Genomic DNA, 15,401 nt, shown 5'->3' on the forward strand with positions numbered 1-15,401 from the left:
ACCCTTATCCATTGTAAGGTCCGCAATTATTGTAGCCACTGAAAATGGAATACTCGGGTCTCTTTTTAAGTCCAATGCTGACGTTATATCACTCTGTTTGCTAAAAACTAAATCATGACTCTCTAGTGTACTTTCTATATTTTTAAATAGATTAGATTCCTGTTGGTCATCTACTTCATTTTTTTGAAAAGTATTAATATATTCCTTTAAATATCCTACTTTTTCACTCAGAGAGGCGGTCGCTATATTGCCCATTCGCTGCCAAATATAAGCGATATATAAGGCAGAATACATTCGGAAGCGTCGCTACCTCGGTAGGTATTTTGCACTTCCATGGTGCAAAATCGCCTCGCAAAACGCGACGACTATAATGCCTCGGCCGTCCCCGTCACGAGACGCTCCGTGCCTTAATTCGGCACACTCCGCATCTCGCTCTCAGATGACTCTACGGCTCGTATAGATTTTTAGACACTCGTTCCGCCGACTCCGGACCTAAAGGCCCTACGTCACTCCGCTCTGCTAAAAATCCGAGCCTACCTCGGAATACTCACCCCGCGCTTGGCGCTCCCTGGCTCGCATCGGATGATGAACCCTTTTCGTGAGGTATAGAGTCTATCATGGACTCTATCTCCTCTTTTTGCTTCTTCGTTGTTTTAGGATCCTTTAATATTTTTTCTAACTGAATTAACTTATCTAATACTTTTTTGTTTCTAATTTGCATCGAAGGCATCTTTATTTATCCTATATTTTTTCGATAAATAGGGAATGTATTCCCTATTTAAAAATAAACTTACCGGCTAACCATATTGATCAACATTAATAACAAACGGAAATAAAAGAATATCCACGTCTTTTGACAACTCATCTACAACCTGACCAGCGCACCCTTCACCAACATTATTTATTACCTATATATTCTAGGTTACTACTCCGATCTTGTATTCAGGCATACTACATTCCAAAAACTTAAATACTTGTTTAGGAAGAAAACCTTACCAAACTAAAATAAAAACACATAAATATATAAAACAAACTCTGTTTTCTTATATATAAAAAATAAATTTCGCTTATAGTAACATGTAAAATAAGTTTGATAATTAATAAAAACTTCTATTTTTCTATATTGTTAGCTATTGGCAGCCCTCCCCTAAAATAGTACAAATGATAAGTAGAATCTTCTGTTAAATTAACTTAGACAGGAGAAGGAAGATGAAACGATCAAAATTAACAGAGTCACAGATTGTAGCCATGCCCAATGAAGGCGAAGCCGATGTTAAAGTTGAAGATATTTTCCGTCAGTATGGCATTGCTAAAAGCAGCTACTACAAATTCAGATCCAAATACAAGGGATGAGTGTTTCGGATCTACGACGCTTAAAATCACTGAAAGAGGAAAACCGTCGCCTAAAACAGATGTACGTAGACATTAGCCTAGAGGGCAAAGTGCTCAAGGATATTGTTGAAAAAAAGCTATAACCGCAGCAAGTCGACGTCACTTAGTTGAGGAAAGTTTATGCAGAAAATCGACTTTAATTAGGATTAATCCAGCTTAAATTTGAATATCTCGAAATATTATTCGAAAAATGCGATACAAACAAGAACCAACCCATTGCTTCATACGGCACAGAAAACCGAAAAATTCGCCTTTCATATTATGGTTGATAGTTCAGAGTATTATATTTCCTAAGTGCTTGAGCGTGAAGGGGGATGGAAATATCACCAGATACATTGAGTTTGCTGGATCAAATCTAGGGCGTTGCAGATAACCCATATTGTTTATAAATCACCTCGATAGCATTACCTTCATGAAGTGTTTTAATACCTTGATCTAGTAAGGTCTTTAAGTTTAACGACTCAGGAACACTCTTCGAGACTAAGACATAATATGTTTTTTCTTTCATAACCGGTGCTGGAGTAAACCAAAGGTTTTCCGCTGTTATCAGTTTCTCTTTTTTCATTCGTTGAAAACTTCTTTTTGCAAAATTGCAAAGTCAATACGGTTCAAAAGCAACTGATCAATAAGTGTTTTCCTTGAATTAGCTCTAATGATATCAACACCTACAAACTTAGAGTAATTAAAGCCTAAAACTCCTCCTATTTTAAATTTATGCAGCTCAGAAATTTTTTGAATTTTAGGAATATCTTTAAATTTTTCCTTGTTATAAACCAACATTAGGTGTGTTGTATACAAGGGCAAACTGTAATGAGCAAATTTTAACCGTTGTTCTTTAAAAGATGCATTTGGAACAAGATCAACCTTTCCTGCTGCCGCATTTGATAAACATCTTTTCCAAGGTAATACCATATTCTTTACATTAAGGTTTTGACTTTTTAGTGCTTGAACCACTATATCATAAGCGACTCCCTTTAATTTTCCCTGCAAGTCCTTAAATATATAAGGAGGTTTCAGCTCTGCTTCCCAACAAACAGATACCGTCCTTGAGATAGAAAGATTAGGAATAATGATCAATAGCACGTGTATTAAAATAAATACTAATATTTTCATAAGCAAGGTTTCAAATTAATTAATTAATTTAAATTTAAATTTAACAATTACATTAATAATATTACAGTATCTTTAATACCGCCCATTTTCATGAGCAATAAAATTTAGAATAAGCACGATACTAAGAGAGTATCGCACCTTGCAGCACTTCCTTTAGCCACTCGAGTAAAAAAATAAGTTTCGTCTGCTGTCGCCAAGGTTGCAAGCTAACCGCATACATAGGTAATGACTGTGGCTCATAATTAAGTAAAATTCGGATTAATTCGCCCTGCTTAATTGCAGATCTAACCGTAAAACTTGGTAAATAAACCACACCTAACCCAGCAATCGCCATTTGTCGCAGAGCCAAGCTACTGTTCGTCGTGTGTGTTAATTGGATCGGCTGCAAAAATCGCTCACCCTCATTTTGTAGCCACCAACCACCGTGGCGATTATCATAGTGATCCAAACAATCGAGTTCTAAAAGAACTTGGCTTGTGCAGTGATTAATAATATTAACCTTATTTTTTTCTGAAAAAAACCAGGGCTTGCACAGATATATTTAGACCACAAACCAATTTTCTTCGCATATAACGAGCTATCAACTAACTCGCCACAGTGTAAAGCCAAATCAAACCCCTGGCTAATCAGGTGGTCCAAATGGTTTCCTTGAACAATCTCTAGCTGTAAATTTGGATATTGCTCAATAAAATCAGGTAGGTTAGGTAATAAATAATCAAAATATAAAGAAGCAGGAACACCTAACTTCACTTTGCCAATCAGCTCAGAAGACTCTGTTATTGCATGATAAGCAGAGCGATACTCAGCAATAATTTTCAAACTACTCTGATAAAATGCCTGACCTTTTTCAGTCACAGACACATGGCGAGTCGTTCGAATTAGCAGTTGAACAGCTAAGTCTTCTTCTAGTTGATTAATTCGTCGCGTTATTGAAGCTGTCGATAGTTTTAAACGCCGCGCCGCTTTTGCTAGTGAGCCTTCTTCAACAACAGCAATATAAGTTTCTAAAGGAGCCAACATTTTTTCACTCTTAATCTCAATATTTTTTATTATTTCGAATAGATAAATACAGTTTTACTGAATGCGCTCATTATCATAATATCCTGCCTTTGTTAGGCTACTTTTATTAACAATAAACGGCAAAGGCAACCAGTATGCTCCTTATTAAGCTCGACTACAAGGTTGATTTAGCACACTTAGATCAACATAAAGCGGCACATCGCATTATCATAGAAAATTACATGAATGATAGTTTAGTACTCCTCGCCGGCCCATTAGAACCTCGCACAGGAGGGATGATTTTATTTACCGATACGAAAGAACAAGCTTGGCAAATGATAGAGCAAGACCCTTTTTATACTCATCATTTAGCTGAATATGCTGTGATTGAGTGGCGTTGCTATGACAAAAATCAGCTTGAAATCAGCTCTACTTAACTGAAAAAAATCCATAACCTTATCTGTTGATCTTACTGGCGATATAAAAAATAATGTTAACTAATTTATCAAAAACTGGTATTTAATGCCAATAAATCATGCCATAGCAACGTTAAAATAGCATAGGATTACAAACAGATGACACTCGAACAATGGTGGAAAGAAAAAACCCCAAAAGAAAAAGAGCAAATTATCGCTATAATATCAATCTACATCCAAGAAATAACTGAAAATAATCTGTCAGCACAGTTGCAACAAGCCCAGGAAGATCTTAAAAAGCAACTTGACCCTTTTGATATTCCAACAAAAAGCCTAAAAGAGCCAGAGAAAGCCATCACTCAGATACAAAAACTGCATCAGCAAGAGCTGAACTTAACACCTAGCCCTGAACCTGCACCACAGCATCAAATAACAAACAACACGTTCGCTTTAGAACAAGATTTGATGGCAATGAGCGCTAAAGATCTAAGAGACCATCTATTACAGCAAGATGGAGTCTCGATAGACAAAGTAGAGAAAACAAGCAACGGTTTTAACATTTCTGGTTACCAGTTAAATCAAGGGCCAAAATTAGATGCTAAAATAATACAACCTGCGCCTGATGCTCCAATAGAAATAACCACGCGTTTTCAAAAGCCCATTGACCTTGAGAATAGCCCTGAAGAACAGTTAGAAGAACAAGCAGACAAGCAAGTAAGTACTATCGCTCAGCTAGCATCTTCTATAAATAAAAAATCTGGCTTACAACAAACCCTCCTTAATATCGAAGCTAAAGAATATGAAATACCACGCCTCGCCAAGGCTTACTTCAAAGCAAGAAAAGCACTGCAAAATTATGACCTATTCAATCAATTCTTACAGATACAACTTAATGGCCAAAAGATCGATGATTTTTCTTTTTCTCTAGACCCGCAAGACATAAAAGACATGCTCAACTCTCTGGGGGATAGTACCCCTCTTCACACTTGTGCACAAGAAGAAGCGAGGAAAAACCAAGACATCCTCCAAAATGATTATAGAACATCGCTAGACGTATATTAAGCGTAAAGATCGACACGAGCGAGTTGATTGACTCGCTGCTCTTTGTCTTTGTTACGTGAGAACTGCTCATACGTTGCAACCGCACGCTCTGAGCGAATATTAGGCTGAACTTGCCAATATTGGTAGGTTGATTGCTGCTGATGATTTTCTTTTACTTGCTTTTGAACAGGCGTGACTGTCGCATGAGCCTGCGCGCCAGAAGTATGCGTTACTGGAAAGTAAGATGTATTGACTAGCCCAAGCGCAGACATAAAAATCCCTTCCTAGCCTCTTACTTTAAGCTAAATACATAGACCCTTTAAAGTCAAATTGAGAGAGTTTAAAAAATTAAAATACTCTTTTCGTTGATTTTTTAGCAATATTATCGCGTAAGTAAACAGGCACCGCATCTTCTAGCGCTGTTACTTTCCCTTGTGCAAGTAAATCTCGTGCCATTGGCAAAATATCAATCGCATTAGGCAATGCATCATCAATCACCTTTGTTAGATATTGTCCCAATTCACAATTCAATGCCTGTGCATAGCTTGCAAAACCAGTCCCCACACCACACCACGAGCCATTACTCTCAGGTGATTCAATATTCTCAGGCGCACAGACTCTCTCAAAGATAAGCGCTTGAGCAAGTCGCTTCTCAGTAATCTCAAATGCAGCATAATAGACTTCATTCATGCGCGCATCAATGGCTGTAATGATTTTTTCAGCACCATGCTGACGATAAGCCCCCTGAGCAAGGGTTTGCAATGTCGAAACTGATAATAATGGCACGCCTGCACCGAGCGCTAAACCCTGAGCAATTCCACAAGCAATTCTTACTCCCGTAAAAGCTCCTGGACCACGGCCAAAAGCAATGCCATCCAAATCTTGAGCTTGAAGGCTAGCTTTACTAAGTAGCTCTTTGATCATCGGCAATAGCAGCTCAGTATGCTGGCGCGGTGCAATACGGTGGTCAACAATAACCTCATCACCCACTTGCAAAGCAATTGAACAAGCTTCGGTTGCTGTTTCTAATGCTAAAATTTTCATTGCTTCTCCACTGCCTTTTTATTATTCAGCTATCTACTCGATTATAAAATTATATCTCGCCTATTCTAACGCATAAAAAAAAGCCCGCAACTGCGGGCTTTTTAACGTCAGGTTTACCGTTCTTAGAACGTGTATTTAACACCTGCAAAGACGCTGTCGATGCTAGGAACATCACTATCACTAGTTGCACCGTTATCCATGTTATTACCAAAGACATGCTGGTAAGTCATGTTAATTTGTAATGCGGGTGTGATGTTATAGCCTGCACCCAAACCTGCAACAACCTTAGTTGCCGTATTATCACCGTGAGCAGCATCTTCTCCAGAAAGCTTCTCACGCATTAAGCCTGCTTTTGCAAACAGATCAAACTGCGGATTGATGTGCCATGTCGGTACAACAACCAAATCAAAACCAGTTGATTTAGCAGTCGCATCACCAGTTACTCCTGGTACGGTATAAGATGTTTTGCCATAGTAGCCATAACCCAGTTCAGCACCCAGGCCAAACATATCGTTAATATCGTAGTTATAACCAATCGCTACACGACCACCGATTTTCTTGCGATCTTTATTTGTCGCAGTTGGGACGTTCATCTTACGTTGTAGGGTATAACCGGCTTGACCTTCGACATAAACACCTGTTTGTGCAAATGCAGCCGCAGTTACGCCCATGCTACCGATAACAGCAGCGGCAATCAAAGTTTTTTTAATCATAATCACTCTCTCTCAATACTATTTTTTTCATTTGCCGAATTATGATGAAAGTTTTAAAAACTAAAGTCAACTATAAGCAATTAAGCCTTGTGCTACAAGGCATTAAACAATAAATATAGGATTTTTTCTATTAAGGAAAGATTAATGAACCCAAGGTAAATCTAAAACACAAGCAATAAAAGCAAGGCAAACTGTCTTGCTTGAAAGCACAAGACTAGAATGTATATTTAATACCCAGTAATACTGCATTGATCGTCGCTGTGTTTGAACTATTATCGATATTTACATCGTGACCAAAAATATGCGAATAAATAACATTAAACTGTAGATTCTGGCTAATGTCATACCCCATCCCAACACCGAAAATCACATTAAATTCGTCACGATTTCCATCAGTAAAGGCATTGTTCACTTTTAAACTCGAATAAGCTAAACCAAGTTTACCTATCAAAGAAACCTGCGGGTTGATATAAAAATTTCCCACAGCTTGCAGGTCAATGGCAGAAGAATCTAACGGACCCACAGAACCATAATCCGAACGACCATAAGATCCCCAACCCAATTCAGCTCCTAGACTTAACTGCTGATCTAACTCAAAACTACAACCTATCGCAACACGGCCACCCATATGTTTGTCCGTTTTCTCCGTTGCAGACAAGGCAGTTTGCGACGGCAGGCCAGATTGGCCGACCCAGCCAAAGGTCCCTTCTATATATAGCCCAGATGGCGCAGCCCAGCTAGGTATTGATAGTGATATTGCTAAAAGACAGGCTAACCCTGTAATCACTTTTTTCATGGCCGCACCCTACTGAAAAAAACGTATACGCTCTTTTTAATCTAGCAAACTATCAACACATCACAACTTAAAGTTATTTCAGGCAATAAAAAAGCCCGCAATTGCGAGCTTTTCAAATATCTAGAGAAGAAACTTAGAAAGTGTAGCGAACACCCAGCAGCACAGAATTAACTGTAGCCACATCACTATCACTAATAACACCAGAACTCATATCATCACCAAAGATATGAGTATAAGTCAAATTAAGCTGTAGATTTGGGTTAAAGTTATAACCAACACCTATGCCTAAAAGTGGCTTCCACTCTTTATTATCTCCACTTAAACTTTGTCCACCTACTGTACCACTACCATTGAAGTCTTCATAAGCCATACCTGCCTTACCAAAGAGGTCAAACTGTGGATTGATATGCCAAGTACCTACTGCAGACACGTCCCAAGCTGTTGATTTCAAATTAAGCGAATTCCCGCCAGCGCTGTATTCAGTTTTCCCATAATAGCCCCAACCTAACTCAGCACCTATACCCCACATCGGGTTAAGGTCATACATGTAACCTACAGCCACACGACCACCAATATTTTTATCATCTTTCGAAACGCCCGTAGCAGCATTTGGCAAGTCTTGCTGATTAACGTAACCTAGAGCACCCTCTAAATAGACATGATGACCTGCTGGCATGCCTAAAGCACCACCACCGGCCATCGCTGTGCCAGATACACCAAGAGCAGCTGCAACGCTTGCAGCAATTAATATTTTTTTCATCATGAGAACTCTCTCCGTAAGATTTTAGAAACTTTCTTATTTATCACACCGGCCTACTTTAACAAAGCTTATTCAGCTAAGTCAAACAACTAACCAGCTAAAATTAAAAGATATTTTCAGAAAAAGATAAAATAAAAATGCACACAGGCGTGTGCACAAGACCGAGGCTCGTAGTAATTTTTTGATGTACCGTAATTATTATTTAAAGTTTTATCGTTCTAGTTTTCTAGTTCATTCGCAACTTCACTAGTGATTTTTACCGGTTCACTCTCCCCCTCCGCAATAATCGGTTTAATCACATCTACTGTTTTATTCTCTATACGCTCTTCCAATTTAGCATTTTCATCAATGAGTTGATTTTGCATCGCGTTTCTCCTTGATCTGCAGGATCTGATTTTTCTCCCTTATCTTCTCTAATTTATTGTCGCAATGCATCAAAAAATCAATAAAAATCATGTTATAACAAGAAATAAAACTGAGTAACTCAACTAAAAAAGCCTGCACTTGCAGGCTTTAGATTCAGAAAAATTACGGCTGATTTTAATTAAGCACGGCCGTAACGATCTTCAAAACGGACAATATCATCTTCACCCAAATAATCACCAACTTGCACTTCAATAAATTCAACATCAGTCTCACCGACATTTTTAATGCGATGCTTACACTCAACTGGCAAGTAAATATGACCATCGCGCTCTAAGCGTATGATCTGATCATCACGGGTTACATCAGCAACACCGGCAACAACAACCCAATGTTCAGCACGTTTGTGATGCAACTGCAAAGAAAGCTCAGCGCCCGGCTTTACAACAATGCGTTTGATCTGATAGTTATCTGCCATACGTAGACTTTCATAAAACCCCCAAGGGCGTTCTTCACGGGTTACACCCATCACTACACTCCTGTCTAATTTTCATCAAATTGAACCAAATTTAACCGATTATACTGCGACTCTGCAGCAGCGACTAGTACTCATTGACATTTCAAGTTAATATCCCTAACAGTCAAAGTTAAGTAAAGAATAGGAATCGATATGCAGTTGTACGGCGGTATAGAAGCAGGTGGTACTAAAATTGTCTGCGCAGTTGGAAATCAAGACCATGACATTATTGAAAAAATCTCAATTCCAACCGCAACCCCAGCAGAGTCTATCCCCAAGATCATCGAATTTTTCAAAAATTTTGAGATTTCAGCCCTCGGTGTTGGCAGCTTCGGTCCCATCGACCCAAACCTCAAGTCTCCAACCTATGGCTATATCACTAGCACACCTAAGCTACCCTGGTGCAATTTTAATTTAATGGGCGCACTCAAAGAAGCATTAGCGCTACCGATGAAATTCGATACAGATGTCAACGGCGCTGCCTTAGCAGAACACCATTTAGGCCATGGCCAAGGTTTAGATAATTTGCTCTATGTCACCGTCGGTACGGGCATTGGCGTCGGCGCATTGATTCACGGCAGGCCAGTGCATGGTCTAACTCACCCTGAGATGGGTCATATTTTTGTGCCCATTCACCCCGATGATACAGAATTTAACAGCAACTGCCCCTACCATGATCACTGCTGGGAAGGTCGCACCGCAGGCCCTGCCATTAAAGCACGCTGGCAAATGTCAACACATAGCATACCCAAAGACCATCCAGCTTGGGAACTCGCAGCACATTATATTAGTGTAGGCCTAAGCAGTTTAATCGTAACTTATTCACCTGAGCGCATTATTTTAGGTGGCGGCGTCATGCAACAAGAGGGTTTGCTTGAAAAAGTCCATACAAAAATACCAACACTGCTTAACGGTTATGTGCAACATCCCGCAATTTTAGAAAATATTCAAGACTATATTGTTTATCCTAAACTCGAGCAACTCGCGGGCACTTATGGCGCGTTATTACTGGCTGAACAAGCACTCGCTGAAAGTAAGTAACTAATTAACAATAGTAGCTCCCTCTCTCACATTTAAAGTGCCTTTAAATAACAACGAGAGCGGGAGTTGAAGTTTAATTTTAGGTTTTTAAATCAAAGCCAATGTCTCTAGTTGCTCTCGTAACTTCTCGGGTGATTTAAAGGTCACTCCCTGCATACCTAATGCAAGTGCTGTGTCAACATTTTCTTGGCGATCATCAATAAATAGAGATTCATTCGCTATAATATGATTACGATCTAATAAAATTTGATAAACCTTTGCATCCGGCTTGACGCACTTTTCAGTTCCTGAAACGACAATATCAATAAAATCATTTAAAAATGCATAATTATCTTTAGCATAAACAAAAGTCTCAGCTGACCAATTGGTTAAAGCATATAAATTAAAGTTTCTGCGTTTTAATTGATTTAGAATATTAATCGTTCCTGTAATCTCACCTTTTAAGCTCTTTGGCCAATCGCCATAATAATGGCTGATAAGCTCAGCATGCTCTGGATATTGCTCGGTTAAAATCCGCGTACCTTCTGCCAACGGCCGGCCTGCATCTTGCTCTTTGTTCCAGTCATTAGTGCAGATATTTTCCAAAAAATGATTCACCTCAGCTTCTGTTTGCAATAAATCTCGATAAATATAACGAGGGTCCCAATCAAATAGCACCCCACCCAAATCAAAGATAACATTTTTGATCATTATGCATCTCCCTGCCCCTTATTCGTCCCGATGGCCGTTGCCATGCGTTCAGCTAGACGAGCGAACGGCAAACTTTGCACATAGACCTTACCCGGGCCAACCAACTCAGCCATAAATAAGCCTTCTTTACCAAACAGCGCATTTTTAAAGCCACCAACAAAGCGAATATCATAGCTCACTGTTTTTTCAAAAGCCGCCAAACAACCGCTATCAACACGTAATGATTCACCCGAATCTAGCTCTATACAGTGCACTGCACCCCCAGCATGGATAAAAGCCATACCATCACCACTCAAGCGTTGTAAAATAAAGCCTTCTCCACCAAAAAAACCAGCTGATAAACGCTTGGTAAAAGCAATATCAATATTAATTCCCTGAGCGCAGCATAAAAAAGCATCTTTCTGCGCTAAGATTTCGCCTGAATGCTGAGTTAGGTCTATAGGCACAATAGATCCAGGATAAGGCGCTGAAAAAGCCACATGCGACTTGCCACTATTTGCATTATTACTAAAATGAGTGATAAAAAAACCGGCTCCTGAGAGCATACGCTTAAAACCTGAGAATATTCCACCCCCGGTTGAGGTCTGCATCTCTATACCTTGACGCATATAGACCATCGCTCCCGCTTCTGCCTGCACCGCCTCTCCAGGGTCCAATTCTATCTCGACAATCTGTAAATCATGTCCAATCAGTTTATAATCAATTTCATCTGCCATTTTTTAATTCCTTCATAATTACACTTAAACTATTATGCCCGGTATTTATACCAAACCTGGATTAGGTCCATCTGAGCTCATCGGCTTAAATACCACCTCTTCATCATGATAGTCAGCAACACTCTCCCGATGCGCAACACTAACAATTGAGCAATTCGGTAGCTTTTCTTTCAATAAACCATATAATTTTTTCTCGCTATCTCGATCAAGCGACGAGGTACTCTCATCTAAAAATACCCAATCCGGTGCAGCTAAAATTACCCGAATAAATGCTACTTTTTGCTGCTCACCGAGTGATAAAATCTCACTCCAGTTTTTAATCTCATCCAGTTCTTCTTTTAACCTTGGCAAGCCAACCTCATCTAATAACCCATACAGCTTATCATCGCTAGCTTCTATATCCCCAGGGTACAATAAAACCTCTCTAAGCGAACCTAAAGGAAAATAAGAACGTTGAGGCAAGTACATCACTTTTTTACCCTCAGGTAACCTGACGACCCCAGAAACGAACGGCCAAATCCCAGCTAATGCCTTAATAAAAGTACTTTTACCCACACCAGAAGGACCTTTAATTAAATAATCTTTACCTGGCTCAAACCTCACGTTCAAGTCTGTAAATAAAGTATGCCCCGTTTGAGTATGAATATTTAAGCCATCGGCAACAACCGCCTTACCACTATGTTCACTTCTCTCAAGTTTTTTCACATCGGCGTATTTATGCTCAACCACTTGCATCTTGTTCATAAAGGTGGTCAAACGCAGAACCACCGCTCGCCATTGTGCGATTCCAGAGTAATTAGCTACAAAAAAAGATAATGAATTCTCTACTTGACCAAATGCAGAAGCAATTTGTTGTATACCACCAATCTGAATCTGCTTAGCAAAATACATGGGTAATGCTGCAAGTAATGGAATAATTACTGAAGCCTGGCTATATCCCCTCGTGAAATACAACAATTTTTTCTCTCGGTTAATCACCTGCAAGGTAATATCAATCACTTTACTAAATGACTTAAATATCCCTGCTTTTTCTTTGTCTTCAGCTTGATAAAGGGCGATATTTTCAGCATTCGAGCGAATTCTCACCGCATTAAAACGAAAGTCAGCTTCTTTTTTCTGTTGTCTGAAGTTTAAAGAGATTAATTTCTTACCAATCTTATGAGTAATGTAAGTCCCTGCAATACTATAGATCAATGCAATCCAAACCAAATAGCCTGGAATATGTATCTCGCCTAAACTGCCCAAGGATAAAGTCAATGGGCCAGATAACACCCATAACAAAGTTATAAAAGAGCACAAAGTAACAACTGCATCAAGAATTCCTAGAAACAGTGATGTAGTCAAGGCAACAAACTGGTTTACATCCTCTTGAATACGCTGGTCTGGGTTATCCGTATATTCATCGAAATTTTCGATGTAATAATAACTTTGTCCTTTGAGCCAAGTATCAATGACATATTGCGTCAGCCATTCTCGCCAACGCACATCAAACTTTGATCTAACATAGTAAATATAGACAGAAGTTAATACAAATACTGTAGCTAAGACAATAAACACAAGAACTAATTCAAAGACAAGGCTCTTATTATAATCTTGAATCGCATTCCAAAAGTGTTTATACCAGTAGGTCACACCAACATTTAGCGCTACCGAAAATAAAGTTAAAACAATGAGAGTAATTAAATAGAAATAAGCTATTTTTTTCTGATCAGATTGCCAATACAGCTTAGCTAATTTCCAAGTCGTCACCGGGTTTTCAATATGTTCTTTCTCGCTCATAGCATCCCTAGGATAATTTTAAATATTACCCTCGAGTTTACGTTGATCTAAAATGCGTGCCAAGGGCATATTTCCTTTAGCCACTGAACTATATTAAAATCAGAACACCACAACAATTTAAAGGTGCGCCATAGCATGCTTCGATTGGTTAAATTTCTCGCCGGTTTCTTTGGGTTATTAATTGCATTTTTATTCTCTTTGCAATATTCATCAATCAGCTCTTACCCAAAGACAAAATTAAAAAACTAATTTCAGAACAAGTTCTCGAACAAACAGGGCGCACTTTAACGATACAGGGCAAACTTGATGTATCGATCATCCCTTGGGTGGGTATAGAAGCGAATGATGTCACTTTTAGTAGCCCAAAAGGTTTTGATAAGCCATTAACACACATCGACAGCATGAAATTCAAACTCAATTTTTTCCCTTTATTCGAGAAAAAAATTGAAGTTGATACTTTAGTCCTAAAAGGCGCTGATATTTATCTGGCCCAAAGAGCCAATGGCAAAAACAACTGGACATTTAGTACGCTCCAGCACTCCAAACCTGATTCAGCAATACCTACTACAAGTACTAAAACAAATGCTCAAGCGACTGCTGATACGACTAATGCAAATACAACAAATAATAGCCAAGACAAAAAAACAAAGCATGTTCAGGCCGAAACTGTCCAAAATACGCACAACAAGGACACAACACTAGACTTGCCTTTGTTCAATGCCAAAAATATTCAAGTCCAAGAGAGCCGTTTAAGTTTTATTGCGCCTAATGCTGATTACCGTCTGGAGCATATTAATCTAAAATTAAACAACGTCACTCTTAAACAAGCCTTCCCGCTTGCACTCAGCTTTAAGCTAATTACCCCCAAATACACACTCAATCAAACATTAAACAGCAAGATTTTAGTTAAACTGCCTCAAGGCCAAGTCAATCAGGCCGAACTTATCCTCTCAGCGCTTAATGCCGACAGCCATTTAAAACGGCCTAAACTTCCTGATATCTCTTTTACATTGCAAGGTCAAGCAGAGCTTAATTTAGCCAAAGACCAACTCTCAGTTGGTCTAAAGCAAGCCAAACTAGCCAATGCTAACCTCACTGGCGCGCTCACCGTCCAGCAACTCAATGCGTTACTACAAGGTAAAGCTTTAAGCATTATTGGCAGTTTAACAACTAACAACTTCAATTTGAGCACTTTCCTAAAAGACTTAGGCATTGAAATTAACCCTAAATTACCACTCGAAAATACTCAAGCAGCACTCAAGTTTAAGCCGATGAATAACAGTCAGAGTATTAAACTCACCGGACAGCTCAATGACTCTAAACTTAATGGTGATATTAATCTAACCGACCTAGCAACACCTAAGCTTACAGCCAGTTTTAATCTAGACCAATCTAACTTAACGCCCTACATCAAAGCCTATGCAACTTTGCCTCAAGATATCGCACTGCACACTAAAGATATAAACCTTCAAGCTGATTTCAACTTGCCCAAAAACTGGCAACAACAAGGTATTATCCCAAGCTTACAAGGTACGCTCCGTGCAAATATTCAGCATACCCAACTCATTGGCTTTGACCTTGTACAAATGGTCGGCGGCGCAGGTGACGCCTTTAACCGTGTCGACTCAAAATCAGCCCTTCAGCACGCCTTTAGTAAAATCAAAGATACCGCAAAGGCCAGTGAAGGAGCGAGTAAGCAAACGAATTTAAGCCCGACTACACTCAATATGACAATCAAACAAGGCCGTGCCCAATTTAACTATAAATCCAGAGCGCTGCCTGATAACTTGCTCACCGGTCAAGGCACATTAAACCTAAATCAACCACAAGACTACTTTACTCGAGTTTTACTCTACCGTTATAACCCTAAACAAGGTGAAAACTCAGTCATCGGTGTGCGCTTTCCCATTTTTCGCGCAAGGCACTCTAACGCAAGGTCTAAGCGCCAAAGGCTTTGATAGCCAATGGTTTATGCAAAATGAAGCGCCGCGCTTAATCAAGCAAGAACTACGAAAAAGCGA

22 protein-coding genes are annotated in these 15,401 nt (G+C 39.3%); 6 read left to right on the top strand and 16 right to left on the bottom strand.

Annotated features, from left to right (window positions below; genetic code table 11):
• Both BGC07_RS20540 and BGC07_RS04360 read right to left on the bottom strand, forming a co-directional pair.
• Positions 1–294: hypothetical protein (locus tag BGC07_RS20540; protein ID WP_158006866.1), on the bottom strand; the 294-nt coding region annotated here is incomplete at its 3' end.
• 253 nt (positions 295–547) lie between these two features.
• Positions 548–721: a hypothetical protein gene (locus BGC07_RS04360; RefSeq protein ID WP_235602923.1), complete on the bottom strand. Its 174-nt coding sequence runs from the start codon at positions 719–721 to the stop codon at positions 548–550.
• A 488-nt stretch (positions 722–1,209) separates the two neighbouring features.
• Between BGC07_RS04360 and BGC07_RS20050 the strand changes: the two genes are divergently transcribed.
• Positions 1,210–1,353 (top strand): transposase, encoded by a 144-nt coding sequence (locus tag BGC07_RS20050; RefSeq protein ID WP_077216757.1) that lies wholly within the window; start codon positions 1,210–1,212, stop codon positions 1,351–1,353.
• On the top strand, positions 1,350–1,475 hold the full coding sequence (locus BGC07_RS23060; protein WP_268801612.1) for a hypothetical protein: 126 nt from the start codon (positions 1,350–1,352) through the stop codon (positions 1,473–1,475). The genes BGC07_RS20050 and BGC07_RS23060 overlap by 4 nt, the downstream gene beginning before the upstream one ends.
• A gap of 272 nt (positions 1,476–1,747) precedes the next feature.
• Here the strand turns inward: BGC07_RS23060 and BGC07_RS04370 are convergent, their stop codons facing one another.
• The 4 genes from BGC07_RS04370 to BGC07_RS23070 all read right to left on the bottom strand — a co-directional run bounded on the left by BGC07_RS04370 (position 1,748) and on the right by BGC07_RS23070 (position 3,525).
• Positions 1,748–1,957 (bottom strand): hypothetical protein, encoded by a 210-nt coding sequence (locus BGC07_RS04370; protein WP_069312105.1) that lies wholly within the window; start codon positions 1,955–1,957, stop codon positions 1,748–1,750.
• The gene (locus tag BGC07_RS04375; RefSeq protein WP_069312106.1) at positions 1,954–2,505 is read right to left on the bottom strand and encodes a substrate-binding periplasmic protein; all 552 of its coding nucleotides are present in this window, start codon (positions 2,503–2,505) and stop codon (positions 1,954–1,956) included. The genes BGC07_RS04370 and BGC07_RS04375 overlap by 4 nt, the downstream gene beginning before the upstream one ends.
• Positions 2,506–2,626: 121 nt before the next feature.
• Complete coding sequence (locus tag BGC07_RS23065; RefSeq protein ID WP_069312107.1) at positions 2,627–2,953, bottom strand: LysR substrate-binding domain-containing protein; 327 nt, start codon at positions 2,951–2,953, stop codon at positions 2,627–2,629.
• A gap of 11 nt (positions 2,954–2,964) precedes the next feature.
• Complete coding sequence (locus tag BGC07_RS23070; RefSeq protein WP_069312108.1) at positions 2,965–3,525, bottom strand: LysR family transcriptional regulator; 561 nt, start codon at positions 3,523–3,525, stop codon at positions 2,965–2,967.
• 134 nt (positions 3,526–3,659) lie between these two features.
• Between BGC07_RS23070 and BGC07_RS04390 the strand changes: the two genes are divergently transcribed.
• Positions 3,660–3,941, top strand: coding sequence for a YciI family protein (locus BGC07_RS04390; protein ID WP_069312109.1), 282 nt, complete (start codon positions 3,660–3,662; stop codon positions 3,939–3,941).
• 138 nt (positions 3,942–4,079) lie between these two features.
• Positions 4,080–4,982, top strand: coding sequence for a hypothetical protein (locus tag BGC07_RS04395; RefSeq protein ID WP_069312110.1), 903 nt, complete (start codon positions 4,080–4,082; stop codon positions 4,980–4,982).
• Here BGC07_RS04395 and BGC07_RS04400 read toward each other — a convergent pair.
• The 7 genes from BGC07_RS04400 to BGC07_RS04425 all read right to left on the bottom strand — a co-directional run bounded on the left by BGC07_RS04400 (position 4,979) and on the right by BGC07_RS04425 (position 9,166).
• On the bottom strand, positions 4,979–5,233 hold the full coding sequence (locus BGC07_RS04400; RefSeq protein WP_069312111.1) for a hypothetical protein: 255 nt from the start codon (positions 5,231–5,233) through the stop codon (positions 4,979–4,981). The two genes, BGC07_RS04395 and BGC07_RS04400, sit on opposite strands and share 4 nt — an antisense overlap.
• A 76-nt stretch (positions 5,234–5,309) precedes the next feature.
• Positions 5,310–6,005: a tRNA (adenosine(37)-N6)-threonylcarbamoyltransferase complex dimerization subunit type 1 TsaB gene (gene tsaB / locus BGC07_RS04405; protein WP_069312112.1), complete on the bottom strand. Its 696-nt coding sequence runs from the start codon at positions 6,003–6,005 to the stop codon at positions 5,310–5,312.
• A gap of 122 nt (positions 6,006–6,127) precedes the next feature.
• On the bottom strand, positions 6,128–6,718 hold the full coding sequence (locus BGC07_RS04410) for an outer membrane protein (protein WP_069312113.1): 591 nt from the start codon (positions 6,716–6,718) through the stop codon (positions 6,128–6,130).
• 214 nt (positions 6,719–6,932) lie between these two features.
• The gene (locus BGC07_RS04415) at positions 6,933–7,514 is read right to left on the bottom strand and encodes an outer membrane beta-barrel protein (protein WP_069312114.1); all 582 of its coding nucleotides are present in this window, start codon (positions 7,512–7,514) and stop codon (positions 6,933–6,935) included.
• Between the two features lie 133 nt (positions 7,515–7,647).
• Positions 7,648–8,277 (bottom strand): outer membrane protein, encoded by a 630-nt coding sequence (locus tag BGC07_RS04420; protein ID WP_069312115.1) that lies wholly within the window; start codon positions 8,275–8,277, stop codon positions 7,648–7,650.
• 215 nt (positions 8,278–8,492) lie between these two features.
• Complete coding sequence (locus BGC07_RS20545; RefSeq protein WP_158006867.1) at positions 8,493–8,639, bottom strand: hypothetical protein; 147 nt, start codon at positions 8,637–8,639, stop codon at positions 8,493–8,495.
• 179 nt (positions 8,640–8,818) lie between these two features.
• On the bottom strand, positions 8,819–9,166 hold the full coding sequence (locus BGC07_RS04425) for a phosphomannose isomerase type II C-terminal cupin domain (protein WP_069312116.1): 348 nt from the start codon (positions 9,164–9,166) through the stop codon (positions 8,819–8,821).
• 141 nt (positions 9,167–9,307) lie between these two features.
• On the opposite strand from BGC07_RS04425, the gene BGC07_RS04430 reads away from it, so the two are divergent.
• The gene (locus BGC07_RS04430; protein WP_069312117.1) at positions 9,308–10,195 is read left to right on the top strand and encodes an ROK family protein; all 888 of its coding nucleotides are present in this window, start codon (positions 9,308–9,310) and stop codon (positions 10,193–10,195) included.
• Between the two features lie 87 nt (positions 10,196–10,282).
• Here the strand turns inward: BGC07_RS04430 and BGC07_RS04435 are convergent, their stop codons facing one another.
• From BGC07_RS04435 to BGC07_RS04445, 3 genes are read right to left on the bottom strand one after another with little or no spacing between them, the layout of a single operon-like run.
• Positions 10,283–10,885: an HAD family hydrolase gene (locus BGC07_RS04435; protein ID WP_069312118.1), complete on the bottom strand. Its 603-nt coding sequence runs from the start codon at positions 10,883–10,885 to the stop codon at positions 10,283–10,285.
• Positions 10,885–11,601 carry a TIGR00266 family protein gene (locus BGC07_RS04440; protein WP_069312119.1) on the bottom strand — a complete coding sequence of 239 codons (717 nt, stop codon included), beginning with the start codon at positions 11,599–11,601 and terminating at the stop codon, positions 10,885–10,887. The genes BGC07_RS04435 and BGC07_RS04440 overlap by 1 nt, the downstream gene beginning before the upstream one ends.
• A 45-nt stretch (positions 11,602–11,646) precedes the next feature.
• On the bottom strand, positions 11,647–13,380 hold the full coding sequence (locus BGC07_RS04445) for an ABC transporter ATP-binding protein/permease (RefSeq protein WP_069312120.1): 1,734 nt from the start codon (positions 13,378–13,380) through the stop codon (positions 11,647–11,649).
• Positions 13,381–13,589: 209 nt separating this feature from the next.
• Between BGC07_RS04445 and BGC07_RS04450 the strand changes: the two genes are divergently transcribed.
• Entirely contained in the window at positions 13,590–15,338 is a 1,749-nt protein-coding gene (locus BGC07_RS04450; RefSeq protein ID WP_235603362.1) for an AsmA family protein, read from the top strand.
• Positions 15,339–15,401: the final 63 nt, after the last annotated feature.

Source organism: Piscirickettsia litoralis (genome assembly GCF_001720395.1).
Lineage (GTDB): Bacteria > Pseudomonadota > Gammaproteobacteria > Piscirickettsiales > Piscirickettsiaceae > Piscirickettsia > Piscirickettsia litoralis.

Bases quoted from the DNA above. Each gene is read 5' to 3' on its own strand.
- tsaB (WP_069312112.1), bottom strand. From the start codon at position 6,005: ATGAAAATTTTAGCATTAGAAACAGCAACCGAAGCTTGTTCAATTGCT.
- BGC07_RS04425 (WP_069312116.1), bottom strand. From the start codon at position 9,166: ATGGGTGTAACCCGTGAAGAACGCCCTTGGGGGTTTTATGAAAGTCTA.
- BGC07_RS04415 (WP_069312114.1), bottom strand. From the start codon at position 7,514: ATGAAAAAAGTGATTACAGGGTTAGCCTGTCTTTTAGCAATATCACTA.
- BGC07_RS04435 (WP_069312118.1), bottom strand. From the start codon at position 10,885: ATGATCAAAAATGTTATCTTTGATTTGGGTGGGGTGCTATTTGATTGG.
- BGC07_RS04390 (WP_069312109.1), top strand. From the start codon at position 3,660: ATGCTCCTTATTAAGCTCGACTACAAGGTTGATTTAGCACACTTAGAT.
- BGC07_RS04360 (WP_235602923.1), bottom strand. From the start codon at position 721: ATGCAAATTAGAAACAAAAAAGTATTAGATAAGTTAATTCAGTTAGAA.
- BGC07_RS04430 (WP_069312117.1), top strand. From the start codon at position 9,308: ATGCAGTTGTACGGCGGTATAGAAGCAGGTGGTACTAAAATTGTCTGC.
- BGC07_RS20050 (WP_077216757.1), top strand. From the start codon at position 1,210: ATGAAACGATCAAAATTAACAGAGTCACAGATTGTAGCCATGCCCAAT.
- BGC07_RS04445 (WP_069312120.1), bottom strand. From the start codon at position 13,380: ATGAGCGAGAAAGAACATATTGAAAACCCGGTGACGACTTGGAAATTA.
- BGC07_RS23060 (WP_268801612.1), top strand. From the start codon at position 1,350: ATGAGTGTTTCGGATCTACGACGCTTAAAATCACTGAAAGAGGAAAAC.
- BGC07_RS04410 (WP_069312113.1), bottom strand. From the start codon at position 6,718: ATGATTAAAAAAACTTTGATTGCCGCTGCTGTTATCGGTAGCATGGGC.
- BGC07_RS04375 (WP_069312106.1), bottom strand. From the start codon at position 2,505: ATGAAAATATTAGTATTTATTTTAATACACGTGCTATTGATCATTATT.
- BGC07_RS04400 (WP_069312111.1), bottom strand. From the start codon at position 5,233: ATGTCTGCGCTTGGGCTAGTCAATACATCTTACTTTCCAGTAACGCAT.
- BGC07_RS23070 (WP_069312108.1), bottom strand. From the start codon at position 3,525: ATGTTGGCTCCTTTAGAAACTTATATTGCTGTTGTTGAAGAAGGCTCA.
- BGC07_RS04420 (WP_069312115.1), bottom strand. From the start codon at position 8,277: ATGATGAAAAAAATATTAATTGCTGCAAGCGTTGCAGCTGCTCTTGGT.
- BGC07_RS04370 (WP_069312105.1), bottom strand. From the start codon at position 1,957: ATGAAAAAAGAGAAACTGATAACAGCGGAAAACCTTTGGTTTACTCCA.
- BGC07_RS20545 (WP_158006867.1), bottom strand. From the start codon at position 8,639: ATGCAAAATCAACTCATTGATGAAAATGCTAAATTGGAAGAGCGTATA.
- BGC07_RS04440 (WP_069312119.1), bottom strand. From the start codon at position 11,601: ATGGCAGATGAAATTGATTATAAACTGATTGGACATGATTTACAGATT.
- BGC07_RS04395 (WP_069312110.1), top strand. From the start codon at position 4,080: ATGACACTCGAACAATGGTGGAAAGAAAAAACCCCAAAAGAAAAAGAG.